Annotated in this window: 20 protein-coding genes; 10 read left to right on the forward strand and 10 right to left on the reverse strand. The window is 59.3% G+C overall.

The features are described 5' to 3' along the window. Positions 1–13: 13 nt before the first annotated feature. Together QN413_RS01790 and QN413_RS01795 are read right to left on the reverse strand one after the other, a co-directional pair. Complete coding sequence (locus tag QN413_RS01790; RefSeq protein ID WP_323494955.1) at positions 14–1,879, reverse strand: glycosyltransferase family 2 protein; 1,866 nt, start codon at positions 1,877–1,879, stop codon at positions 14–16. 28 nt (positions 1,880–1,907) lie between these two features. After that, complete coding sequence (locus tag QN413_RS01795; protein WP_323494956.1) at positions 1,908–3,929, reverse strand: acyltransferase family protein; 2,022 nt, start codon at positions 3,927–3,929, stop codon at positions 1,908–1,910. A 131-nt stretch (positions 3,930–4,060) separates the two neighbouring features. On the opposite strand from QN413_RS01795, the gene QN413_RS01800 reads away from it, so the two are divergent. The 6 genes from QN413_RS01800 (at position 4,061) to gmd (ending at position 11,763) form a co-directional block, all read left to right on the forward strand. Then, complete coding sequence (locus QN413_RS01800; protein ID WP_323494957.1) at positions 4,061–5,479, forward strand: mannose-1-phosphate guanylyltransferase/mannose-6-phosphate isomerase; 1,419 nt, start codon at positions 4,061–4,063, stop codon at positions 5,477–5,479. Beyond that, positions 5,476–6,279, forward strand: a complete 804-nt coding sequence (locus QN413_RS01805; protein ID WP_323494958.1) for an ABC transporter permease — start codon at positions 5,476–5,478, stop codon at positions 6,277–6,279. Before QN413_RS01800 ends, QN413_RS01805 begins: the two co-directional genes overlap by 4 nt. Positions 6,280–6,282: 3 nt before the next feature. Beyond that, positions 6,283–6,984 carry an ABC transporter ATP-binding protein gene (locus QN413_RS01810; protein WP_323494959.1) on the forward strand — a complete coding sequence of 234 codons (702 nt, stop codon included), beginning with the start codon at positions 6,283–6,285 and terminating at the stop codon, positions 6,982–6,984. Between the two features lie 186 nt (positions 6,985–7,170). Further along, complete coding sequence (locus QN413_RS01815; protein ID WP_323494960.1) at positions 7,171–8,916, forward strand: glycosyltransferase family 2 protein; 1,746 nt, start codon at positions 7,171–7,173, stop codon at positions 8,914–8,916. After that, positions 8,913–10,670 (forward strand): glycosyltransferase, encoded by a 1,758-nt coding sequence (locus QN413_RS01820; RefSeq protein WP_323494961.1) that lies wholly within the window; start codon positions 8,913–8,915, stop codon positions 10,668–10,670. The genes QN413_RS01815 and QN413_RS01820 overlap by 4 nt, the downstream gene beginning before the upstream one ends. A gap of 52 nt (positions 10,671–10,722) precedes the next feature. After that, the gene (gene gmd, locus QN413_RS01825) at positions 10,723–11,763 is read left to right on the forward strand and encodes a GDP-mannose 4,6-dehydratase (RefSeq protein ID WP_323494962.1); all 1,041 of its coding nucleotides are present in this window, start codon (positions 10,723–10,725) and stop codon (positions 11,761–11,763) included. A gap of 65 nt (positions 11,764–11,828) precedes the next feature. Here the strand turns inward: gmd and QN413_RS01830 are convergent, their stop codons facing one another. The 6 genes from QN413_RS01830 to QN413_RS01855 form a co-directional block, all read right to left on the reverse strand. Then, the gene (locus QN413_RS01830; protein WP_323494963.1) at positions 11,829–14,762 is read right to left on the reverse strand and encodes a methyltransferase domain-containing protein; all 2,934 of its coding nucleotides are present in this window, start codon (positions 14,760–14,762) and stop codon (positions 11,829–11,831) included. 70 nt (positions 14,763–14,832) lie between these two features. Beyond that, the gene (gene rfbC / locus QN413_RS01835; RefSeq protein ID WP_323494964.1) at positions 14,833–15,378 is read right to left on the reverse strand and encodes a dTDP-4-dehydrorhamnose 3,5-epimerase; all 546 of its coding nucleotides are present in this window, start codon (positions 15,376–15,378) and stop codon (positions 14,833–14,835) included. Continuing rightward, positions 15,375–16,262, reverse strand: a complete 888-nt coding sequence (rfbA, locus tag QN413_RS01840) for a glucose-1-phosphate thymidylyltransferase RfbA (protein WP_323494965.1) — start codon at positions 16,260–16,262, stop codon at positions 15,375–15,377. The genes rfbC and rfbA overlap by 4 nt, the downstream gene beginning before the upstream one ends. Positions 16,263–16,290: 28 nt before the next feature. Continuing rightward, positions 16,291–17,181 (reverse strand): dTDP-4-dehydrorhamnose reductase, encoded by an 891-nt coding sequence (rfbD, locus tag QN413_RS01845; RefSeq protein ID WP_323494966.1) that lies wholly within the window; start codon positions 17,179–17,181, stop codon positions 16,291–16,293. Then, complete coding sequence (gene rfbB, locus QN413_RS01850) at positions 17,178–18,269, reverse strand: dTDP-glucose 4,6-dehydratase (RefSeq protein WP_323494967.1); 1,092 nt, start codon at positions 18,267–18,269, stop codon at positions 17,178–17,180. Before rfbB ends, rfbD begins: the two co-directional genes overlap by 4 nt. A gap of 717 nt (positions 18,270–18,986) precedes the next feature. After that, positions 18,987–20,816: a beta-galactosidase gene (locus QN413_RS01855; protein ID WP_323494968.1), complete on the reverse strand. Its 1,830-nt coding sequence runs from the start codon at positions 20,814–20,816 to the stop codon at positions 18,987–18,989. A 679-nt stretch (positions 20,817–21,495) separates the two neighbouring features. On the opposite strand from QN413_RS01855, the gene QN413_RS01860 reads away from it, so the two are divergent. From QN413_RS01860 to QN413_RS01875, 4 genes are read left to right on the forward strand one after another with little or no spacing between them, the layout of a single operon-like run. Then, positions 21,496–21,942, forward strand: a complete 447-nt coding sequence (locus QN413_RS01860; RefSeq protein WP_187054230.1) for a phasin family protein — start codon at positions 21,496–21,498, stop codon at positions 21,940–21,942. A 58-nt stretch (positions 21,943–22,000) separates the two neighbouring features. After that, positions 22,001–22,708: a TetR/AcrR family transcriptional regulator gene (locus QN413_RS01865; RefSeq protein WP_323494969.1), complete on the forward strand. Its 708-nt coding sequence runs from the start codon at positions 22,001–22,003 to the stop codon at positions 22,706–22,708. Positions 22,709–22,749: 41 nt separating this feature from the next. Continuing rightward, positions 22,750–23,547: a hypothetical protein gene (locus QN413_RS01870; RefSeq protein ID WP_416352113.1), complete on the forward strand. Its 798-nt coding sequence runs from the start codon at positions 22,750–22,752 to the stop codon at positions 23,545–23,547. A 28-nt stretch (positions 23,548–23,575) separates the two neighbouring features. Next, complete coding sequence (locus QN413_RS01875; RefSeq protein WP_323494971.1) at positions 23,576–23,839, forward strand: acyl-CoA-binding protein; 264 nt, start codon at positions 23,576–23,578, stop codon at positions 23,837–23,839. A 23-nt stretch (positions 23,840–23,862) separates the two neighbouring features. On the opposite strand, the gene QN413_RS01880 is transcribed toward QN413_RS01875, so the two are convergent. After that, a complete protein-coding gene (locus QN413_RS01880) occupies positions 23,863–24,198 on the reverse strand; it encodes a polyhydroxyalkanoic acid system family protein (protein WP_323494972.1) in 336 nt (111 codons plus the stop codon). Beyond that, a complete protein-coding gene (locus tag QN413_RS01885; RefSeq protein ID WP_323494973.1) occupies positions 24,191–25,372 on the reverse strand; it encodes an aminopeptidase in 1,182 nt (393 codons plus the stop codon). Before QN413_RS01885 ends, QN413_RS01880 begins: the two co-directional genes overlap by 8 nt. Positions 25,373–25,388 lie beyond the last annotated feature (16 nt).

A 25,388-nucleotide genomic window follows, 5' to 3' on the forward strand; every position in this document is an offset into this window, starting at 1 on the left:
GCAGCGCTCTGCGTCATATCCGCTCGACTCGCGGCGGCCATGCGTAGCTGAAGTCTTCAGCGTCGAGCGTCAGGTTCGGGCTGTAAGCCGGGTCGTTCGCGATCACATCGGCCCAGCGGCTCTTCATGTACGCGATCTCGCGCTCGAAACGCTTTCGCTTGTCGGGCGCCATGTCGTCGCCGCGCGTGGCAGATTCGTGATGCATCAACTCCGCATACGGCGTCCACACATTTCGATAGCCCGCTTCGCGCAGCCGCAGACAGAAGTCGATGTCGTTGAAAGCGACCGCCAAGTTGACTTCGTCGAGTCCACCGACCTGTTCATAGGTGGACTTGCGCACGACCATGCAAGCGGCAGTGACGGCGGAGAAAGACTGCGTCAGCGCAGCACGACCCGCATAGCCGTTCAAGCCGCGCGGCAGCCCCTTGTGTGCATGTGAAGCCATGCCCAGGCCGAGACCCAGAACGACACCGCCATGCTGCAGCGTCATGTCCGGATACCAGAGCCGCGCACCGATCGCGCCCACGCCCGGTTGCAAGGCAATGCCCACCATCTCCAAGAGCCAGTCAGGAGACATCACTTCAATGTCGTTGTTGACCAGCGCAATGACCTCGCCCCGGGCAATGGCGACCGCCCTGTTGTTCAGCGCCGAATAGTTGAATGGCCGCTCGTCACGCAACACTTGCACATTCGCCCGCTCGGTCAGCTTCGCAAAATACGCAAGCGCGGCCGGGTCGTCGGACCCGTTGTCCACGACGATGATTTCGTAGCGGCCGTACGTCGTCTTCTTGTCTATCGACCGAATGCATTGGCGCATCAAGTCGAGCCCGTTGCGCGTCGGGATGATGATGGACACGAGAGGCAGCTCATCCGGCAACACATACCGCGTGCGATACCCGAACTGCTGGTACTCGGCAACGGCTTTGACGCCGATGCGTTGGTAGTGCTCGTTCAGTGCCCGCTCGCCTGCAATAGCCGCGTAAGGCTTGGCGTTCATCGAGCGCGCGGTGCTCTCCGCGTGCACGCGCCAGTGGTAGAGCACGCGCGGCACGTGCTGGACCTGCGAGGCATCGACGTGCTCCATGCAGCGCATCACCAAGTCCCAGTCTTGCGAGCCTTCGAGGCCGGCTCGAAACCCGCCGACCGAGCGCACCAGTTCAGCCGACAACACGCCAAGATGGCTGAACATGTTTTGCGAGCGGAACAGGTCGATGTTCCAGTCGGGTTTGAAGTAGGGATCGGACCGCTGGCCGCTTTCGTCGATCTTGTCTTCGTCGGAATAGATGAGTCGCGCATCGGGGTGCTTCGCGATGCGGTCGACCATCCAAAACAGCGCGTGCTCGGGCAGAAGATCGTCGTGGTCCATCAACGCGATCCAGGGGCCGCTCACGAGTTCGAGGGCGCTATTGGATGCAGAAGAAATGTGACCGTTCTTCGGACGAAACACCACTTTGATGCGCGGGTCCGAGTCACGGTAGAACTCCAGGATAGACCGGACTTCCGCCGCCGTGGATGCATCGTCCGCGATGCACAGCTCCCAATGCGGATAGAGCTGCGCTCGCACCGACTCTATGGCAGCACGCAAATGCACCGGGTTCGGGTTGTAGGTCGGCATCAATATCGAAATCAACGGCGGCGCTTGCATTGCCGCGACACGCTGCGTGATGGCCGTGCGAGTCTCGGCTGTCAGGGCGTCGTAGGTCGCGACCCAGTTCGCGTAGTCGTTGGTCTTGCGCACCCGGCGCCGCAGTTCCCACACCATGCCCTGCCAGCCCGCCTTGCGGTAGACGCGCCATGCTTGCGGCAGCTTGGCTGCCATGCGCGGGCCGTGCTGCACCCCGAGTCGAACCAGGCGGGTCAGTCGGAAAATGAACTTCATGAGGTGGGTAGTCGACCGGGTTCACAGCCTAGTTCGGCTGCGTGATTGCCTCGTCCATGAAAGTAGCGGACTGTCGAACATACGTCGCGCGCAAATGGGTCAAGTCTTTGTAGATCGGAATGCCTTTGGCGTCGGTTCGCAGACATTTTCCGTCGCTGTTGCACAGCGTCGCCATGGGGTCGAGGACGACCGCCCCACTGTCGACCGCTATCTGCTCGAGCCGGTCATGAATACGCTTCTGCGAAGCCGTTAGCGCGACCCTCGGGTCGATGGAGGGCACCGCCAGCGTTCCGAGCCGGCTGCCACGAATCATCGATTTAGGCTCAAAGATTTCACCGACCGGAATGTTGAGCACCAGATAGGTCTTTTTGCCGGCGGCTTTCAGCGACTTGAGAAAAGCGTCAAGCGCGTCAAGCGACCGCTCCACCCCGTCGCCGCCGCGCAAGAGGTGGCGCGCATCGCCGTCTCGAAAATAGTAGTGGTCCTGTCCAGACGCACTCGGCGGCGCCGGTTGATCCCCCACATCGAAGTAACAAGCCCAGCAGCCACCGATGACGACCGCATCGACGTCGGCGCTGCGGGCGAACGCCTCCATACGATCCCGCCGCTCAGCGCATTCGGGTTGTCGGTCTTCGAATACGTGAGGAATGGCCGGACATGAACCGCGCGTCGCAAAATACAGTGTAGCGAGCTGCCGAGGTCCGGCGCGCGCCAACTCGACAGCGCGCGGGCCGTATTGCTCGATATGGCTGTCGCCCAGTAGCAGCACGCGCTTGCTGCCGGCTCCGATCTTGTAGATCTCTTCGCCGCCCCGCTTGACCAGTTGCATGGTGTCGGGATAGCCCCAATCGGTGCTGGCCGAGGCGATGGCCTGCAACGTCGGATCGCTGTTCCGGGCGGGGATGAGCCGCGCAAAAATGGCCGTGCCGACGACGGCCAACGTGACCATGCCGATCAGCAACCATCGAACGATTGCCGGGTCGTTGCTCTTGCGGATCGGCCGTTCAAGAAAGCGATACGTCAGCCACGCCAGCACGATCGCAGCCACCACTGCGCCGCCGCGGATCGCCGCTGTCGGCATGCCGTTCTCGACGATGCGCGCATACGCCAGCAACGGCCAGTGCCACAGATACAGCGGGTAGCTGATCAGCCCAAACCAGACGAAGACACGCGAGCCGAGCAGGTTGCGACCGAGCCAGGTAAGCGGCCCCGCCGAAATACAGAGGCACGCGCCCAGCACCGGCAAGATGGCCCACCAACCTGGGAAGGTCTTTTCTTTCTGGATGAAGTACAGGCCCAGGCCAATAAGTACCAGGCCCGCGAGCACACGCACTTCGGAATTGATCGCGCCGCGCGGCGTGGTGAGACGCAACGCCGAGTGTGCGAGCAAGGCACCCGCGGCCAGCTCCCAGATGCGAGAGAGCGGCGAATAGAAGACCGCCTCGGGGTGCCGATGAATGGTCGCGACATTCAGCACGAAAGACAGCCCGGCCGCGATGCCGATCCACCACGTCAGCTTGTTCCGACCCAGGCTGGCGCGTGCGCGCCAGACCAACCCAAGAAACAGCGGCCAGAAAATATAGAACTGCTCTTCGACCGCGAGTGACCACAAATGCAGCAGCGGCTTGCTTTCTGCGGCGGTATCGAAGTAGCCCGCCTCGTTCCACAAAGCCAGGTTCGACACGAAGCCGGCGCTGGCCAGCAAATGCTTGCCCAGTTCCCGAAATTCATCCGACAGCAGCACGTACCACCCGACCACCCAGGTGGCCGCCATGACAGGCAGCAAGGCAGGCAAGATGCGCCGGATGCGCCGCGCGTAGAACTCGCCGTAGCTGAATCCGCTGCCGGCGAGGCTTCCGAAAATGATCGTCGAAATCAGGTAGCCTGAAATAACGAAGAAGATGTCGACGCCGATAAAGCCACCGCGCACCGCCTCTGGAAAGGCGTGATACACGACCACCGCCAACACCGCCACCGCACGCAAGCCGTCGATGTCGGGGCGGTACTTGGGATGGGCGAGGTGAGGGAGCTCTTGTTGTTGTGGTGGCATGCTGAACGCGTCGACGGGCGCATGATTATCTTCGCAACGTTGGATCTGGTTCAGCGGCTCTGCGGCGCCGCTGGAGGCGGCCGCACCTCGAGCGCCCGGTAAACTTCACCCTAACAAATCAGAGGAACAACATGCGACTGCTTTCAGTGGTGCTCTCTGGCGGCGCCGGATCCAGGCTTTGGCCGCTGTCCCGCCAGGCCTTTCCCAAGCCTTTCATGAAGCTCGGCGGCTCGACTTTGCTGCAGCAAGCCATCGAACGCGGTCAGGCCTGCGGCACGGGCGATTTGCTCATCGTGACCAACAAAGACCATTTGTTCCTAACCAAAGACGTGCTCGGCCAGATGGCAGACCCACCGTCGGCCACCCTGCTGCTCGAGCCCAAGGGCCGCAACACGGCCCCGGCCATCGCGCTCGCGGCATTGCAGTGCATGAAGAAGTTCAGTGGCGACACCGTCATGCTGGTGCTGTCGGCCGACCACCTGGTGCCCGACGTCGATGCCTTCGTCGCCAGTGCGAGCGAGGCTTTTCGCCTTGCTGAAAAGGGTGCGCTGGTCGTCTTTGGCGTGAGCCCGACGACGCCGGACACGGGCTTCGGCTACATCGAGGTCGACAAGGTTTCGCGCGACAGCCAGATGGCCAAACGCTTCGTCGAAAAGCCCGACCTTCCGACCGCCCAGGACTACTTGGCGACCGGCCGTTATTACTGGAACAGCGGCATGTTCTGCTTTACGGCAGACGCTATCGTGGCGGCCTTTGAAAAGTACGCCCCCGCGCTTTTGGCTGCAGCGCGCAATGCGCTCGACACCTCGACCGCGGCAGGCAACGCTGTGCAGTTCGATCTACATGCCTTTGGCTTACAGCCCGACATCAGCATCGACTACGCCGTCATGGAACGCGCCGACAACGTGCATGTAGTGCCCGCCAAGTTCAGTTGGAGCGACGTCGGCACCTGGCCGTCGGTTGCCAGGTCGCACACCGCCGATGCCAGCGGCAATACGATTCCTTTCGACGCGATCGCCATCGACACCACCAACACGCACGTGCAGATCGACAGCCACGGGCCGAAGATGGTGGCCGTGCTGGGCGTTCGCGATCTGGTCATTGTCGACACGCCCGATGCGCTGCTGATCACTCACAAAGACAGCGCCCAAAAAGTAAAGCAGGTCGTCGATGCGCTCAAGGTGCGCAAACACGACACCGTCAATCTGCCCGCCGTTGTGCATCGCCCATGGGGCACGTACGCTTCGCTGAAAGAAGAAGGCGGCTACAAGGTCAAGCGCATCACGGTCAAGCCCGGTGAATCGCTCTCCCTGCAATACCACCATCAGCGCGCCGAGCACTGGGTCGTGGTGCAAGGCAAAGCGATCGTCCAGGTGGGCGATGTCGAGCATGAAACACTGCCTGGCCAGTACCGCTACATCCCCCTCAAAGAAAAGCATCGCTTGACGAACATCGGCAAAAACGAACTCGTGCTCATCGAAGTGCAATGCGGCGGCTATCTCGGCGAAGACGACATCGTTCGCCTGGCAGACACCTACGGGCGCGCATGAGCCAGGCACATTCAAACCTGCATCGCAGTGCCTGGGCCGATTGGTGGGAGGGCACCCGCCGCACGGACATCTGGTGGACGTTGGCCTGGTTCGACATCGTTTTGCGCTACCGGCGCTCGATGCTCGGGCCGTTCTGGCTGACGCTCAGCATGGGTTTGATGATCGGCGGCATGGGGCCGCTGTACAGCTCGCTCTTCGGCACAGAACTGTCCAAGTTCTTTCCGTTTCTGGCGCTCGGCATCATCTTCTGGGGCTTCTTTTCCAGCATGGTGTCGGACTCCTGCAACGCCTTCATCGCCTCGGCCAACTACCTAAAGCAAGGCTACTTTCCGATCAGCCTTTTTGTCTGGCGCAGCATGTCGCGCAACCTGATCGTGTTCGCGCATCAGATCGTGCTGTACATCCCCGTCGCCATCTGGGCGGGCATTTCGCTGAAGTCATCGGTGATGCTCGTGATTCCGGCCTTCATCCTGCTGCTCATCAACGCACATGCCCTGGGGTTGCTGTTGGGGTTGATCTGCACGCGCTTTCGCGATGTGGCTCAAATCGTTACCAGCGTGATGCAGATGGCGATGTTCTTGACGCCAGTCTTCTGGCTGCCTGAAAGCCTGCCCGGCCGTGCAAAGTACATCCTGTGGAATCCGCTGGCTCAGATGCTCGATTTGTTGCGCGCCCCGCTGATGGGCAACGTGTCGCCTATGTACAACTGGTACGGCATCCTTGGCTGGACAGCGTTTTGTGTTGTGGCGGCTGCATTGCTGTTCGCCAAATATCGTCGCCGCGTCGTTTACTGGCTCTAGTCCATGGCATCCATTTCCCTCAAAAACGTTTCGGTCAATTTCCCGATCTACGGCGCAGGCGCCAACTCTTTCAAGAAGACGCTGGCAGCGTCGGTCACTGGCGGGCGCTTCGGCAAAGAAACCGGCATTGCTGTAGTCCAGGCGCTGAGCGAGATCAACCTAGAACTCAAGAGCGGTGACCGCCTCGGGTTGATCGGGCACAACGGCGCCGGCAAGTCGACGCTCTTGCGCACACTTGCGGGCATCTACGAGCCGTCTTCGGGTGATTTCAGTCGCGTCGGGTCGGTAGCGAGCCTGATCGATCCGTCGCTTGGCATCGAGGCCGATGCAACGGGCATGGAAAACATCATGCTCCGCGGCCTGGTGATGGGTCTCAGCAAAAGGGAAGTCGACCAGCTTCTGCCCGGAATTTCGGATTTCAGCGGTCTTGGCGACTATCTCGCCATGCCGGTTCGCACCTACTCGACCGGCATGATGATGCGCCTGGCGTTTTCGATTTCGACCAGCGTCAAGGCCGACATCCTGCTGATGGATGAATGGCTTTCTGTTGGCGATGCCGAGTTCACGGAAAAAGCAGAGCAGCGCATGAAAGACATGGTCGCGGGTTCGGGGATCTTGATCCTCGCCTCGCACTCGCCGGACCTCATCGCCAAAGAGTGCAATCGCGTTGCGCGTCTAGAACACGGACGTTTGATCGAGGACTAAAACGCCTCTTGGTAAAGCGGATTTCAAGTGTCGACAAAGAAACCATTCCGCTCCGCGCTTAAACGCAAGGTGCGTGTGTTGCTGGCCCGCCATGCGCCTGACACGCTTCTGCGCCTGCAAAGCTTGCGCAGAATCAGCGATCCATCGAGAACGCTTAGCACCGTGTGGGAGCCGCGTCTTGACGCCTTGAACGCGCCCAGCATCCTGCACCCCGTGTTGGCCGATGCCAACTTGCTGATGCTCGAGCGGCCCGAAGGCCTCGATGCCGAATTCATCCGGCGCAATACGACGCCAGGCAACGAAGCGCTCGAGCACGTCGTCGATCTGAATCAGATGCGTCAGAGCGCCGCGTCCGTTTGCTTCATCGTGCCTGTGCAGCGCAACGACGCGACCGCACTGGAGCACACCGTGCAATCCGTGCTACGCCAGACCGACCCCGATTGGGAGCTGCTACTTTGCAGCGACGAAGACGCGGCCGACGACCTTGGCCGCTGGCTCGAAATCGACTGGCGCGTGCGCAGGTTCACGAGCAGCACGCCACTCGATGAAGCTCGCTTTTTGAAGCAAGCCGCAATTCAGGCGACCACCTCGTTCATCGGTCTGCTGTCGCAAGGCGATGTGGTCGACGACGACCTCGTCAAATCACTGGGCGAAAAGCTGCGCACTGCGACGACGGCCGACATCGTCTACACCGACGAGGCCCGTCGCATGCCCGACGACCGCGTCGGCCTGCCGTTCTACAAACCCGATTGGTCGCCAGAGCACCAGCAGTCTGTAAACATGCTCGGTCGCTTCGTTGCCATTCGCAAGTCGCTCTTGTTGACAGCGGCGGAGCCCTCGGGCATTCAACCGGAAGCGACCGAGTACGCGTTGAATCTCGCACTTGCCTCGAAGGCGCGTCACATCATGCACATTGACGAGCCGCTCTACATTCGCACTTCGGCGTCTCTGTCGACGCCTGTCGGCGGTTTCTTTTCGGCAGACGGCTTGAGCGAAGCTCGTGATGCCCTCGAGGCGCACGTGCGCACCGAGGCCGAACACGCCAGCGTGGTCGCGCGCCCGGACTCGGGCAGCCTACATGTTCGGTGGCCGACGCCGGCGGGCGCACCCATCACCCTGCTCATCCTGACCGGCATGCAGCGGCGCGAACTGCCGGGGCAAGGCGAGGTCGTGCTGGCGACCCACTTCGTTCGATCGATCATCGAGAAATCGAGTGCATCGAACTACAAGATCATCGTGGTCGACGACGGAACCGTCGATCCTGATCTGCAGGCGCTCCTAGACCAGCACGGCCACAGCACCCACACCTGCCCAAAGAGCGAGCCATTTTCTTTTGCCCGAAAAGCCAACTTTGCGACATCGCTGGTCGACTCCGGCATCGTGCTGCTCTTGAACGACGACCTCGAAGTCGTATCGCCCGACTGGATTCAGGAGCTTGCCGGCCAGGCTGCACGCCTCGGTGTCGGCGCGGTCGGCTGCCGCCTTTTGTTCGGCGACGGCACGTTGCAGCATGCTGGCATCGGACTCGGCTTCAACGGCTCTGCCGGCCACATGTTTCATCACTCGCCCGCCGATGGCAGCGAGTACGCCGGGTTTGCATCGATCGACCGCAACTACACCGCAGTCACCGGCGCAGTCATGGGCTATCGCAAAGAAGTGTTCGACTCGGTGGGCGGCTTCGACGAGCAATTTCGCACCGATTACAACGACCTGGACTTTTGCCTGAAGTGCATCGCCAAGGGCTTGCGCGTCGTGTACATCGGCGCTGCAACGCTCTATCACTTTCATAACTCCAGCATCAAGCGAACGCACGACAGCAGCCCGGAGCGTCAGGCGTTTTTGGCGCGTTGGTCCCGCGTCGTCAAGCGCGACCCTTATTTCAGCAAGAACTTTCAGGCGCAGTCGGATGAACTGCCGCTGGTTTCAGCATGAGCACCAAGACGCCTGATCCAGACACTTTCGATGGCGATGCAGATCGCGACGCAGATGTCGATACATCGGCCATGGCCGCGTTGTCGCCCGACGCGTATGGCGCCATGCTGGAAGCGTTGCGTGACCATGCAAAGCGCGAAGCCGCCCGCCTGAATCTCGACTGGGCCGCGCTGATGGAGCAAGGCCCCGACCAACACAGTGCCGCCAGGCAGGCGTTGACGTTGCTGCAACTCGGTCTGTTCGACGCAGAGTGGTACCTCGCGACCTATTCGGATGTCAAAGCCGCCGGCTTCGAGCCGATCGTTCACTACGTCAACTTGGGCGATGCCGAAGGTCGACGCCCCAATGCGTACTTCGATCCGGGCTTTTATCGCTCCCAGCTTACCAGCACGGAACTGCGATCGGTGTGCGCGCTGTACCACTACGCACTCATCGGCGAGCCGCTCGGGCTGAAGGCATCGGGCGCTTTTTCGGGACGTCGCTACCTGGTGTCGAATGCCGCGCTACAAGCGTGGCTGGACAAGCCGCTGACGCACTTTCTGCACCTGGGCAAACAGGGCGGCCTCATGGCCAACCTTCGCTCGCGTTTGTCGAGCACAGACCAAGTCCGGTTCGAAAAGACAGTGTCCCCCCCCTCACCCGGCAAAGTGGATCCTGCTGCGGGCATCAACGTGATAGGGCCGCTCGACCGCGTGTCGGGCCTGGGTGTCAGCGCACGCGGATACCTTGACGGCCTGCGCCGTGCGGGGTTCACAAACCTCGGTTGTCGTGCGCAACAAAACGAGTTTGCGATTCAAAAAAGCATCGCTGGAGCACCTACCTTTCCACCGTATCTGCCCGACGCCAAAGTCAACCTGGTCCATATGAACAGCGATACGCTCCCGGTCACGATCAAGGCGCAGGGCGACGACTTCTTGCGCGGCAAGTACAACATCGCCATCTGGTATTGGGAGCTGCCGACGCTGCGTCCCGAGTGGCAAGCATCGATGAAGTACTTTCACGAGTTCTGGGCACCGACACCGTTCATTGCGCGCGCTCTGCGGCAGTCGACTGACAAGCCGGTGCGCCTGGTGCCTCCTTACCTTGCCTACCTTGCAGACCTGAAAGCCGATGTTCACGAGGATGAAGGCCCGTCGCACTTTGTCTATTGCTTCGATGCCAACAGCATCTTGGAACGCAAGAACCCAGGCGTGTTGCTCGATGCGTTCCTTCAGGCGTTTCCGCCCTCTGACACCAGCGCACGGCTGACCTTCAAGGTGACCTATCCAAATCGAAAGCTGGCCGATGTCGATCGGCTGTATGAAGCTTCTGCCAACGATCCGCGCATTCAGGTGATCGACCGGATGATGTCCGATGCTGATCTGCACGCGCTCATCGGCTCGGCCACGGCCTATGTGTCACCCCATCGCTCCGAGGGGCTCGGGCTCACTGTGATCGAAGCAATGGGCGCCGGCGTGCCAGTGATCTCCACGCCGTTCGGTGGCGTCGATACGTTCGTGACATCGGATGCAGCGTTTCCCATCGACTGCCGGCTTGTCGAACTCGATGGCGATTACATTCCCTACCCGAAGGGTTTCGTTTGGGCAGACCCTGATCGCAACTCGCTAGCGACCCAGCTTTCACTTGTGCATGCTGATCACGGCAAAACGAAGCTTCGTGCGGATACCGCGCGTCAACGCGTCTCTGAGTATTTTTGCTCTCCCGCGCTGGTCAGCAAATACGGTGTCGAGTTGAGCAGGATCGCAAACCTGTAATTGCAGTGCGCGGTTATCGCGCAAAGCGTTTATTTTTTTAGAAGAGGTTCTTATGGCAAAGAAATGTGCGGTGGTTACCGGCATCACGGGGCAGGACGGTGCGTACCTGTCGGAACTCCTGTTGAGCAAGGGCTACAAGGTGTACGGCACCTATCGCCGGACCAGTTCGGTTAACTTCTGGCGCATCGAAGAGCTTGGCATTCAGGACAATCCTGACTTGCATCTCGTCGAGTACGACCTGACCGACCTTGGCAGTACGTTGCAACTTATTAAGGATGCGGCGCCCGACGAGGTTTACAACCTGGCCGCCCAGAGCTTTGTCGGCGTCAGCTTCAATCAGCCTGATGCCACGGCTCAAATTACAGCAATGGGCGCGTTGCATTTGCTCGAAGCGATTCGCCTAACAAATCGCGGTATTCGTTTCTATCAGGCCTCGACCTCTGAAATGTTCGGTAAAGTGCAGGCGATTCCACAGGTCGAAGACACGCCCTTCTATCCGCGCAGCCCTTATGGCGTGGCCAAGCTCTTTGCGCACTGGATGACTATCAACTACCGAGAGAGCTACGACATCTTTGGTTGCAGTGGCATCTTGTTCAATCACGAGAGCCCCCTTCGTGGACGTGAGTTCGTGACACGCAAGATAACTGACTCGGTCGCCAAAATCAAGCTCGGAAAGATCGGTGTTCTTGAGCTCGGCAATATGGGTGCAAAGCGCGATTGGGGTTTCGCAAAGGAATACGTCGAAGGCATGTACCTCATGCTGCAGGCGAAAGAACCGGACAGCTATGTGCTTGCTACTAACCGCACCGAGACTGTCCGAGCGTTTGTCGACATGGCGTTTAAAGCAGCGGGGTACGAGTTGCGCTTCGAGGGTTCAGAGGAGAACGAAGTCGGGATCGATGCCAAGACCGGTAAGACACTCGTTCGTGTGAACCAGAAGTTCTACCGTCCAGCGGAGGTCGATCTGTTGATCGGAAATCCGGCGCGCGCCAAAGAAAGGCTGGGTTGGGAGCCGACTACTACACTGGAACAACTTTGCACGATGATGGTCGATGCTGACCTGCGACGAAACACCGAAGGTCATTCTTTCTAAGCTACGACCAGTAATTAGCTAAGCGCAATTCCGGTGCAGACGCCTTTATCTCGACCAAACACCAATCACTTGAGGAATTTTCGATATAGCAACCGCGCGACACGGAAACTAAATGGGAATCTGTCGCGTAACTCCTCTACCCGTCGCACCAGACCATCGGCCGGTGATGGCAAAAGCGATGGCGACGCTGGCATCGGCCCGGGCGGCGCTACCGCCACTCCCGGCTGAAACTGATAAACGCGCGACATCACCACGGTTCGGGCGTCACAACGCTGAGAGTGGTCGAAGTTACGCGCGGCGCTGTCGACAATCGATAGGACCTGCCGCGCTACGGCCTCCCAATTCGTCGGCGACGTGGGCGCAAATTCTTGCCAGACCGGTGAATCTCCCAGAATGGCCAACAATTCATCGGTCGATTCGAACAGGTGAATATTGACGGCGATAGGCCCCAGCAGTGCTTTGAGCTCCAGGTTTAGCGCCGAACGCCTCGCAACAACAGGGCGCTTGAAATGTAGCGCCTCCATCAACGGGAGGCCAAACCCTTCGTAATACGATGGATATACCACGAACCTGCACGACGAATAGAGTCGCGTGATTTGCTGCTGAGACAAATTTCCCGATTTGTGTATCTGCAGGCGGCCGGAGACTTCTAGTTCCGAGTCAGTCAACACATCAAAATTTAAGGCGCGTATTGTGCCACTTCCCATCAGCAGGCCCATAGTGTGTCGGATATCTTTATGCGGGAATTTATTACCCACCACGAGAACTCGGGCTTCTGCAGTGGGCGACCCGTTAAGCGCCGACGGTCCGTAGTCAGACACATCAAGAGATGGATGGACCACATGTAAAGCCGCGCCCCGTACCGGATATCGGGCGCAAAACGTGCGACGCGAGGCGTCGCTTATAAAGATAATATTGCGATAGACGTGTGTCAGGTCGTTCCAGATGACCTCTGTTAGAGGACTGCGCAAACTTGGAATATCCTGGGCGATCGTGTCAAAGAAAATGTTGACCGAGCAAAGACTTTTTTCCAGCGAACGCAGCAAAATTCCTGGCTCAAACGGCTGGGCCACTCGCAGCAGATTGAAATGGGGCTTCGCATCGTCCGGATCATGGCAAAAGCGCAGTCGACTTAAGGAATGCAATTCTAAGAGGTCGTAAACGTCCTCTCGTATCAAGACTGTAATGACCCGCGCATCGCGGTCATTGCAGGTATTGAGCGCAATCAGCAGATCACGAGCATAAATTGTTGTGCCATTGAGCACTGGAGGAAAGCCATAGCAATCAATTAATATATCATCGCCATGGTGTAAGCGATTGGCAATGCGGTCGACCTGCTGCGCAGGCGACTTCATAAAATCGTGCACTAATGGCAAATAATACGGGTGGCGCTCCAGCAGCATGGCGTGGTGCTTTTCCTTAAGCGCGGAGGCCCTGTCCGAAAAGCTGGAACTGGTTGCATGATTCACCAAGACGTGGTTGGCTAAAGCAGCACGAAAACCTACGGCACCCGCACGCATCACAAAATCGTTTTCTTCCTCATAGCCTGGCGAGAACAATTCATCAAAGCCGTCTAACCGGTCGACCACGGCGCGCGTAATATAGAGGAAATAACCCACGGCCGTCGGCGTGAAATGAAAACGAGGTAGCGTCTTCCGGCGCAGTTCAGGGTCACGAGCCAATACTCCGGTCAAACCAAAGAGCGGATCGCTGTCCGCGCGCGGAAACACAAAACCAATTTGCGTATCTAGGCAACTGATCGCAAATATTTCTTCCAAAATATCTAAAGTGAACTTAACGTCAGAATTAATGCATGCCAAGTTCGTGCCGTGATTTTTAGCAAAACGGTACGCTTGGTTAATTGCCCGGGTATAACCCATATTCTCAATATTTTCCACCAGTTGAACCTTAGGTTCGTGGACCAAGAAGCGCAGACGCGCCGTCAAGGCAAGATCGTCAGGCGAATCGTTAATCAAAATTACCCTGTATACGAGCGGCGACGCAATCAATGCAGGCAAGACCTCGATTATGTTGTCGACCAAATGGGCGTTGCGAAAATAAGATATCCCAATGGTAACCTGCGCGCCGACCAGCAAAGGGCCTTCCAAAGTGGCTAGTTCCGTACACTTTTGCAGCACAAAATGACAATCCTGTCGCTCCAAACCATACCGAGTTTCGACAATCTCAAAAGCGTCGTTCATGTAGTACTGCAGGTCGGAAAAAATTCGGCTCCAGCCATTGGGCGAATAAGTATGCTTGTGAATGGCAAAGCGAAATGCGTTGGCTTTAGAATTGCCGCGTAGCAGATTGCGAAAATCAGGTTTCGCGAATCCGCCTGCGGTGGAAGCATTCGGATCATCGTGGAAGACTTGATGGTCGCCCGACGGATTGCTCAATTCAGGATGGCGCAGCAGCGACGACAAGGCCGCACGGTCGTGCTCTGCGTCATAAATGCCAGGGCTGGTGAATTCATCCACATGGTGCGCGAGTGGATACTCTTGCATCCATTCCTTGTCGACCAAGTAGCGCATGTCGGGTACGGCGATGTAGGCGAGGCCGCCGGGCTTTAGCAAGTCCAGCAGATGTCGCAAGGCGCCAATAACGCCGTCGGAATGCTCCAGCACGTGCGACAAGACGGCGAAATCGAATTGGCCCTTTAGCTCAAGTGGCACCTCGTCGTCGATCGAGTACCGAATGCGAACGTCGGAAGCGCCAAAGATGCTGCCACCGCCCTCAATGTCGGCATAGACCACCGATGCGCCGCCGAAAACAGGCGTGGGCGCGCTGCCCGCGCCAATTTCAATTCCGTTGCCGCGCAGCCAGCGCATTGAAAGATATTCGGCTGTGCTATTCGCCAAGGCGAATACTCGTTGTTCAGCACGTCCGATTTCGATGAAATGCGCCTTCAGCTGCTCGTCGCTCAGATCGCTGGCAGCTAGGTCGGCATTTGATTTTCGATAGACTTCCGCATTAAAACGCTCTGCATCGCGCTGGTTCATTGGAAAGGACCCTGTATTTGGTATCGGTGAATAGAACTGAAAGGCGGCTCAGTCAGTGAGCCGGCGGCGTTCACTCGAACAAGTCGGCAGTGGCCAAGGAATCACCTTTGGCGTCCTTGGCAGACAGTTGTGGCGTAACGCTCGAGGGCCAGCCGATGTTCAATTCGCCGTCGCTCCAGGTTATAGAGCGCTCGTGCGCCGGCGCATAGTAGTCGGTGGTTTTGTAAAGAAAATCAGCCGTCTCGCTAAGTACCAGAAACCCGTGCGCGAAGCCGGACGGCACCCACAATTGCTTGCGGTTTTCTTCGGTCAGTTCTGCCCCCACCCATTGGCCGAACGTGGACGACGATTTGCGAATGTCGACAGCCACGTCGAACACCGCGCCGCGCGCCACGCGCACTAGCTTCCCTTGCGGCTGCTTTAGTTGGTAGTGCAAGCCACGCAGCACGCCCCTTGCCGACCGCGAATGATTGTCCTGAACAAACTCGACATGCCGACCGACAGCCTCGTCGAAAGCCTTCTGATTGAAGCTTTCGAAAAAGAAACCTCGAGCGTCGCCGAACACCTTTGGCTCGATCACAAGCACATCAGGAATCGCAGTGGGCGTAACCTTCACGAGCGCACCTCATCGGCCAGCAGGTGGCTCAGATATTTGCCGTAGCCGTTTTTCTGCAATGGGGCGGCTAGTCGCTCCAATTGCGCGCGATCAATAAAACCCCTGCGCCAAGCGATCTCTTCCGGGCAGGCTATCTTCAAGCCCTGCCGGTGCTCCAGCGTCTGAATGAACTGCGCTGCCTCGAGCAAGCTCTCATGCGTACCCGTGTCGAGCCATGCGTATCCACGCTGCATGATCTGAACGTTGAGCTGCCCGAGGTCTAGGTAGGTTTGGTTGACCGCAGTGATCTCAAGCTCGCCGCGCGCACTCGGCTTCACAGCCTTGGCAATGTCGACTACCTGGTTGTCGTAGAAGTAAAGGCCGGTCACTGCATAGCTGCTCTTCGGCTTGAGCGGCTTTTCTTCAATACTGCTGGCCTTGCCCTTGGCATCGAAAGCGACGACTCCGTAGCGCTCAGGGTCTTGCACGTGATACGCGAACACTGTCGCGCCAGCATCGCTCTCATCCGCGTCGCTCAACAGTTGTTCGAAGTCGTGCCCGTAAAAGATGTTGTCGCCAAGCACGAGCGCGCTTGGCGCATTGCCCAGAAACTTGTCGCCGATGATGAATGCTTGCGCAAGACCGTCGGGGCTCGGTTGCACCGCGTATTGCAGGTTCATACCCCATTGGCTGCCATCGCCAAGCAGTTGCTCGAAGCGTGGCGTGTCTTGTGGCGTGCTGATGATGAGCACATCGCGAATGCCGCCAAGCATCAAAGTGCTCAGCGGGTAATAAATCATCGGCTTGTCATATACGGGCAGCAATTGTTTGCTAACGGCGAGCGTGGCTGGGTGCAGGCGAGTGCCTGAGCCGCCAGCGAGGATGATGCCTTTGCGGTGGGTCATGGATTTATCTCTTCCCTGTGTGTCTTGGTCAAAGGGTCTCGCGCAGCATCCGCGCCACACCCGCTTGCCAATGCGGCAATGTCAGCCCGAAGGTCGACTGCAGCTTGCTCGTGTCGAGCCGTGAATTCTGCGGCCGCCTGGCGGGTGTTGGAAAGGCGCTGGTCGGTACGGCATCGACGGTCGATGGTGACGCCTTCAGCTCGACGCCGGCTTCTCCCGTTTGCTCGATGACGAACTTTGCGTAGCCGTGCCACGAGGTTTCGCCGCCTGCGACGAGGTGATACAGCCCGGTCTTGCTCTCGTCTTCCAAGGTCGTCCGAATCGCGTGCGCAGTGATGTCAGCGAGCAGTTCAGCTCCAGTCGGCGCGCCGAACTGGTCGTCGATGACCGTCAGGCGATCACGCTCCTTCGCCAGCCGCAGCATCGTCTTGGCAAAGTTGCCGCCGCGCGCGGCATACACCCAGCTCGTGCGAAAGATCAGGTGCCTTGGGCAGTTCGCCGCAACCAGTTGTTCGCCTTCGAGCTTGGTGCGGCCATAGACGCTGAGCGGCCCGGTCGCGTCGTCTTCGTGCCAAGGCTTGCTGCCGCTGCCGTCGAAAACGTAGTCGGTCGAGTAATGGACCATCAGCGCGCCGATCTGTTTCGCGGCTTCTGCCACCACACCGGGCGAGGTCGCGTTGAGCTTGCGCGCGAAGTCTGGCTCGCTCTCGGCCTTGTCGACGGCGGTGTGGGCGGCCGCATTGACGATGACGTCGGGGCGCACTTTCAAGACAGTCTCGGCCAGCTGCTCAGGGCGGCCGAAGTCGGCGTTGAGGTCGGTGCTGTCGAAATCGAGCGCGACCAGTTCGCCCAGCGGAGCCAAGCTGCGTTGCAGCTCCCAGCCGACTTGGCCGCGCTTGCCCAGCAGCAGCACTTTCATGCGGCTGCCTTCGTCGACGCCTTGGTGGGTGCAGAGTCGTACTGCTTCTCGACCCATTCGCGATACGCACCGCTCTGCACGTTGCGCACCCACTCCCCGTTCGCCAGGTACCACTCGACCGTCTTGCGGATGCCGGTGTCGAAGGTGTCGGCGGGCTTCCAGCCGAGTTCCTTTTCAATCTTGCGTGCGTCTATGGCGTAGCGGCGGTCGTGGCCGGGGCGATCGGTCACGTAGGTGATCTGTTCGCGGTAACTCTTGCTGCCCGCCTTGGGACGCAACTCGTCGAGCAGCGCGCAAACGGTGTTGACGATCTCGATGTTCGGCTTCTCGTTCCAGCCACCGACGTTGTAGGTTTCACCCAGTCGCCCGGCTTCGAGCACGCGGCGGATAGCGCTGCAATGGTCCTTGACGTAGAGCCAGTCGCGCACCTGCATGCCGTCTCCGTAAACCGGCAGCGGCTTACCTTCGAGCGCGTTGACGATCATCAGCGGGATGAGCTTTTCGGGGAAATGGAACGGCCCGTAGTTGTTCGAGCAATTGGTCGTCAGCACCGGCAAGCCGTAGGTGTGGTGCCATGCGCGCACCAGGTGGTCGCTGGCAGCCTTGCTGGCCGAATATGGGCTGTTGGGCTCGTACTTGTGGTCTTCGGTGAAGGCTGGGTCGGTCGCCGACAAAGAGCCGTAGACCTCGTCGGTCGAGACGTGCAGAAACCGGAAGGCGGCTTTTTGATCGGCCGGCAAAGCAGCCCAGTGGCCGCGAACGGATTCGAGCAGCCTGAAGGTCCCGAGCACGTTGGTCTGCACGAAGTCTTCGGGCCCGTGAATCGACCGGTCAACGTGCGACTCGGCCGCGAAGTTGACGATCGCACGCGGCTTGTGTTCCGCGAGCAGGCGGTCGAGCAAGGCGCTGTCGCCGATGTCTCCCTGCACGAAGACGTGCTTGGCGTTGCCCTTGAGCGACGCAAGCGTCTCAGGGTTACCGGCGTAAGTGAGCTTGTCGAGATTGACGACGGCTTCGTCGCTTTGCGCGAGCCAGTCGAGTACGAAGTTGGCGCCGATGAAGCCAGCGCCGCCCGTAACCAGGATCATGGGGTCTCCCGTTGTTGTCGATGAACGCCCCTCTGGCGACCGTATGAGATTATCCCATCGGCAAATGCGCCGAGAGGCGCCAATGAATGATCTGCGAGACAGGTCTGCCATCGCATGAGTTCAATCAACGGTTTTCAAACGATCTCATGGACGCTTGACAACCATGTGGCAATGCCCAGCCCGCTGCGGTCACCGCCGCCGCCGTTAAAAGTCCGCGACTGGGAGGCTGCGTCGGCAAAGCATGGCGTCGCAAGTGACACCGTAGTTGACCTCATGATCCCACCGCAAGGGAGCCCGCAGTTGCTGCCTACGCCTGAGCTTTATGAGAGCCCAAACCTAGTCAAGCATTTTGGTCATGCCGAGTTGGAATTGGCCCAAGGGCACAGTTAACACCTTGCACGGTCTCCGTCCTGAAACCACGCCTGATGCTTGCGCGTAAAACAAGCTGCACGACTGCGACAAGGCAACGCGTATTGCGCTGAAATGCCCTCGGCATTCACAATGTGTGTTGTTGCTTACTACGCACTGGCGCGGTGGCCATGTAGCTAAAACCTCAGCATGTGGGCAACCAAACTCTAATCGCATATGTTGCGGTCTGGCCTGCCGAGACAAGATGGCTTATCCGATTCGAAGTGTTGCTTATACGAATCCTTCAGGGCCTACAACACTCAGTCCAGGAAAAGACAACTCTTGCTAGTTTTATCGCTATGATTTTTATCAGCGTCCCATCGCATCCTTGATGGACTGCAAGAATCCGTCCGAGCCATAGCGTGCATTGTTCTCTGAAAGGCGGAAGCGATCCAGATCACTACCGGATGGCAAACGGCTTGGGATAATTGAAAGGAAATAAGGAGACAGGAAAACCGCGTTGTTGTTCCGGTGCATTTCATACATGGATCGGTACTGGCCCGGGGAGAGCTTGACGACAGGATGCATCTCGTTTACTGAATATCGATTCCATCCCAGTTCCTTTTTCATGCGCGTAAACGCTTCGCTGAAGGCTGCACCTCCGTAGAGAGTGGTGCCCGGGTTGAAAAGAGCATCCGGCATCTTAGATGCATCCGCAGCGAGCAAGTCACCATTCCAACTGCCCGTCAATGCTGGAGTGATCTGGTGCGAAAAGATCTTTTCTCTAGGAATACAGGAATTGCCTGCGATCACTGCGAATTGTTCGATGTAATTGCGCACAATCACGTTTCGATACTCTAACCAAAGCTGCGCCAACGGGTTATAGAACGCGGAAGCGTTCTGCACTGGGCCATCCAAATATCCCAACAAATCGGGGTCTGAACTTATGGGCTCAGCATTTGTGTCACGGTGAGCAACATCCATTGTCGGCGACTGGATTCGATCAACAAATGAAAGTTTGCGCCGCGCCAATAGTTTAGGCGCTGTACCATTTACTCCGAGCACTATTTCCAACGTATGCACACCGATTTCAAGTTTGCGAAAATCTAAATCAAAGCGAAAGCCGATGCTTGGATCCTTAATGGCGGAGACGGCATCTGTCACATCGGTTCGACTTAGCCCCATTTTAGCCATACCAAGATCCTTTCCATCCAAAATTACATTCACCGTCAAGTCCCGTCGCTTGGTGTCGTTGATCCAACCATAAACCGGAATCTTTCCTGCGGAGTAAATGTCGATGTGGTCGAAAAAGGAACTGAGTGATTCGGTGTGAATGTCTTTTGATGGCGGCATGACACCGTCGAAAGACGCAAAGCTGGCGCCCAGATCATTGTTGAATTTATCAATTTTTCCGTACTTCTGGGTTAGCCACTCCTGGAAGCCGCGAACTGCGATTGGCGAGTAGTCGGTCGTATCGTAAGCCTTCACTCCAAAGCTTGGCCCCTGCACGAAATTTGGGAACAAGTCATGAGCCTCGCCCAACACCGCTATCGCAGCAATTTTTTTGCGACTCGCCTCGGGTAATTCGCAAATCGCTTGCACCGCAGCGCTGAATACCTGCTTTCTCATAAGCGTGATCGGCGCGGTCTGGTCGGACAGCGTCCAAGCGACAACCGGATGATTAAAATAATCATCTGGCACCAAAGGCCCTTTGCGAGTCCACATGAGGTTTCGTTGGTCTCGCGCGAGCTCGTTGCTGAGTTCAACTCCTCCATCAGTGAAGTGGTTGGCTGACAGATAAACCACAACCGGACGATCGACTTCGGTGATAACCTTAAGATTCGCTTTGAGCGTTTCGGCGTCCAATTGCCACACACTGTTGACCTTCTTGAAGTAGCGCATTAGCGGCAGCGAAAGCGTGTAGCCCAGCATGTACTGGCCCGACGGGCTGCTCTTCGGACCGATCTTGTCGAGTGCTGTGGAGATGCGAGATGCTCCAGTCTCACCTTTTGCACCGCAGAACCTAGCAGCGGCCTCCTCGTTCCGAATAGACTCGTTATTTACCGCCGCCTCACAAAAATTGGCCCCGTCAATATGTGGAGCGATTAGAAGCGAGTGGGAAGAATCGTTGGTGCCGCTCTCTTTTGTGCACCCAGTTAGGACTAACAGCATGATGGCGCCAATTGCGAAAGGTTTCATGTTGGACTTGGCGTGAACGTTGGACAATCGTATCAGTCAGCCTGAGTGACAGATCTGAAACAGTCTTTTACACAATGGCTCCGCTTGGAACCGGCCGAGCAGCCCCATCCGTTTCGCAACTCCGGCAATTGCGTCAAGCAAACTACGGGCGGTTCGCGCCAACGAGGTTGCCGGTTAGGTAGGCACCAATGGAATGTTCACAGGCTCGAAGACCGACGACATAGGTGGGGACATCAGTCATGGCATGACTGCCTACCGCTTTGTTTCAGTTACATGCCCAAGGTCTGCCCACCGCCGCGCTAGTGGCCTCGATGCCTCTATGCACTGTGTTGCGAAGGGGCGGATTTCGGTGCGCCTCATCAGCAACACATTGTTGTTGTCACCAATCCGTCCCGCGCATCCGAGATGTAACAGATCAGCGCTGTGTCTTTTGGCTGGATGGCCTCCTCCCCGGCAAGCATTGGAAAAGAAAGATTGCGGCAACCGAAGTCTGGTGTTGAGCGCGGCCCAGGAAACCCCATAACAGCTTAATCGACTCAATGGTAGCCCGATGACCGGCGAAGCGGTCAGCACCGCGTCCATGACCTTCAAGCACGCGCCGCACTTGGCATGCAGCCCTATACGGGCGACATACAACCTCGCTAAAGTCCTCGCATTCATTCAATCAGTGGAGGTCATCTTGCCCACCAAAGACGACGACAAATCCGCCGACCGCGTCAAGGATTCCGCCCAGCAGATCTGGCTTGCCGGCCTCGGCGCCTTTGCCAAGATGCAGCAGGAGGGCAGCAAGGCCTTCGAGGCGCTGGTGAAAGACGGCGCAGGCATGCAGAAGAAGACGCAGCAGGCGGCCGAAGAAACCCTGGCACAAGCGCAGGCACGAATGGCCGGGCTGGCGAGCGACATCGGTACCAAGGCGGCGGGCGGCTGGGGCAAGCTGGAGAACATTTTTGAAGAGCGCGTGGCGCGCGCGCTTGAAAAGCTCGGCCTGCCGTCGGCTGCGGAGTGGACTGCCTTGCAGGCGCGAGTAGCGGCGCTCGAAGCGCAATTGGCGCAATCCGAGCCTAGCCAGCCGACCGACGCCGCGGCAACGCCTCGCCCCGCACGCAAACCAGCGGGTCCGCGCTAACCCCTTTTTCCCGGAGTTGCGCTAGAGTGACCTCAGAGACAAAAACCGAGGCACCGTCATGGCCAAGAAGGCGCCACGCCGAACAGCGCAACGCATCCTCGAAGCAGCACTGGAGCTGTTCAACCGCTTCGGGGAACCGAACGTGTCGACCACGCTCGTGGCGGGCGAACTCGGCATCAGCCCCGGCAATCTCTACTACCACTACCCCGCCAAAGACGAGCTGATCAACCGGCTCTACGAAACCTACGAAGCCGAGCTCGACGAGCTGCTGCACGCCGGTGAGGGCGTGCACGACGTCGAAGACGCCTGGTTCTTCATGCACAGCCTGTTCGAGCTGATCTGGCGCTACCGCTTTCTGTACCGCGATCTGAACGATCTGCTCAGCAAGAACCGGCACTTGGAGACGCAGTTTCAGCTGGTGCTCAAGAACAAGGTGCGCGCCATGCGGGCGTTGCTCGCCGGGCTGAGCCGCGCGGGGCACCTCGACATCGACATGCGCGAGGTCGATGCGCTGGCGCAAAGCATGGTGGTGGTGCTGACCTACTGGCTGAGCTACGAATACGTTCGCAACCCGCGCGAGGCGCTCGAGCCGCAGCATGTGCAAGGCGCCCTGCTGCGCGGCGCACAGCACACGCTGCAGTTGCTCGCGCCGTATCTGGAGCTTGAGCAGCGCAAGCATTTGATGACGCTGACGGCCGCCTATTCGCCGAGCGCGTCGCGCACGCAAGACACGCCCGGCAGCTCGCCAAAAATGGCTGCAGCCTGAAGTCACCGATGCCTCCTCACGATTTCAGACCGATCTCGCTCATGACGCCCGGCACCGCACCGGTGGTCGGAGTCTGGGCACGCGTGCCGTACCCCGACGTACCGGCCTTCGACGCAGCTACCCTCCAAGTTCAATGGCGACAACTGCACGCGGGCCAAGCCCTGCAACAGCCGCCGCCTGGGCCGTTGCTCGAGGGCTGGGCGCGATATCACCGCGGCGATTTCGAGCAGGCCGTCAGCATCGGGCTGTTGCACGGCGGCCAGGGCCTGGCGCTGGCCAACCAGGCGACCGCCGTCTATGCCAACTACCTGGAGCGGCGCGAGTCGGTTCGGTTGGCGCTGTTTCGGCAGGTCGCCGAGCGCGCCGGTGCGCAGGCAACCGCCGAGCCGGACAACTGCCAGGCGCTCTACTGGCAGGCGTACGCATTGGGTCGCTACGCCGAAGGCATCAGCGTGGCGCGTGCTTTGGCTCAGGGCTTGGGCGGCAAGGTGAAGCACTCGCTCGAACGCGTGATCGCGCTGCAGCCCCACCATGCCGACGCCCACATCTCGCTCGGCGCCTTTCATGCGGAGGTGATCGACAAGGTCGGCCCCTTGGTGGCCCGTATGACTTACGGCGCGCGCGCAGAAACCGCCATCGAGCTGTTCGAACGCGGCCTTGAACTGCATCCCGATTCCGCCAGCGGCCTGATGGAATACGCTCGTGGGCTGCTCGCCCTGCACGGCGACAGCCGCATGGCAGAAGCCACACGGCTCTATGAAAAGGCGGCGGCTCTGAAGCCGGTCGATGCCCGCGAACGGCTCGACGTGGAACTCGCGCGCGCGGGGCTGTCAGACTGACGTCTTTCAATTTCCAGACACACGACGAATGTCCGACACGAACGATATCCAGGCTCGCTTCGAAGCAGCCGAGGCCCAGTCCAAGCTGCTGCCGGAACGCCCCGACAACGTCACGCTCTTGAAGATCTACGGCCTGTACAAGCAAGCCACGCTGGGCGACAACGGCGAAAAGAAGCCCAGCTTCAGCGACTTCGTGGCGCGCGCCAAGTGGGACGCGTGGACGGCGCAAAAAGGCTTCAGCGCGGATGACGCGAAGCAGAAGTACATCGACTTGATCGAATCGCTGCGCTGACCGCGTGGGTCGTGTTGGCCTTCTTAAAGCCAGCCCTTCCCGTACCCGTCGTCCTCTTCTTCCGCCGGCTTCGTCCCCAACACCTCATCGATATTGCGGGCGATCTTTGCGCTGATCTGGTCGCTGAACGCGCTGAACAAGAAGCCCAGCTCTGCGGTGAGGGTGAGCGAATCGGCGGTGACTTCTAGCGTGCCGTCGATGCCGGGACGGGTGAACTGCGCGACGTCACGGGCCTTGCCTTCGGTGTAGTCGCACTCGATCTCGAACTGTTCTCCGGCCTGTTCGATCCATTTGCGGGCGGCGGCTCGTGCGCCTTTCATGCCCAGCGTGTGGGTGCGTTCGATGTGAATGTCAGGCACCGCGGCCTCCCGTATTTTTTATGGTTGTGGTGGTTGGCGACGTGGCTGCCCGTGTCGCGGGAGCGATCATCGCAGCAGATGCGGCGAGTGCCTTGTCAGCCGGGGCGCCCAGAGCTTCGAGCGCGGCATTGCGCTGCGGCTTTTCCATCGCCGCCAGCCGTTTGACGGCCGCATAGAAGCGCGGCCAGTCGCGGCCCTGCTGCTCGAACAGCGCCTCGAAGTTGGGCACGAGGTCGTCGTACGCCGCCTGCGCGCCGAACATCGCGTTGTTGGCGCGCGCGACCCAGCCGTCGTATGCGCCTTGGCGCGGACCGGGCCAGCTCGCCCTGAGCGTCGCATAGCGCGCGCGGAACTCGTCGAGCGCGGCCTGCTTCATCGCGGAGACTGCAGTCCAGTCGCGCGACTGGGCTTCCTTCGAATCGTAGATCGCGGTCAGGGCGCGGCGCGTTTGCAGGGTCAGTGCGCGGAATTGCTGGCGGCGGCCGTCGAATTGCGCAAAGTCGGCGCGTGCCTGTGCGGTGTCTTCGCGCCGCAGCCACATCGCGCCGCCGATGCGCTCGACCGCGGTGGCGTACGACTCGTTGAACAGCGTGTCGTCGGGCACGTAGAGCACCTGGTGTGCCAGCTCGTGAAAGACGATGCGCGCGAGTTCGCCGTCGGGGTAGCCGATGAAAGTCGAGAGCAGCGGGTCGCCGCCGGCCCAGTTCATGTAGCCCAGCGTCGAGTAGGCGGGCACGGGGTAGACGGCGACTTCGAGCCCTTGCGCGGATTGCGCTGCGGCTTCTGTCTTGGCGGCGGCCTCGTCGTAGTAGCCGCGGTAGCCGACGCATCCTGCGATGGGGAAGCACCATGTCTTCAGCTGGAGCGAGTACTCGGGGGCAGCGACGACGTTCCAGATGGCGGCAGCCCGATGCAAATCGGCGTAGGCGGTGTAACTGCGGTTGTCGGGCAGGCCGAGGTCGGTGACGGCGAAGCGACGGATGCGCTGGGTGAGTTCCAGCTTGGCCTTGAGGGCCGGGGCGGTGGCGGGGTCGGCGAGCCAGGCGGGCACAGAGCGGGCGGCGCGCATGAGGTCGATGTGGCCGTGGGCGGATTGCCAGTAGTAGCCCAGGTCGGCGCAGCCGGTGAGGAGGGACAGGGCGGCGGCCAGGGCTATGGATGGGAGCGTTCTCACAGGTACGGTGCCCTCA

It is taken from the genome of Variovorax sp. LG9.2 (assembly GCF_035018885.1).
Classification (GTDB): domain Bacteria; phylum Pseudomonadota; class Gammaproteobacteria; order Burkholderiales; family Burkholderiaceae_C; genus Variovorax.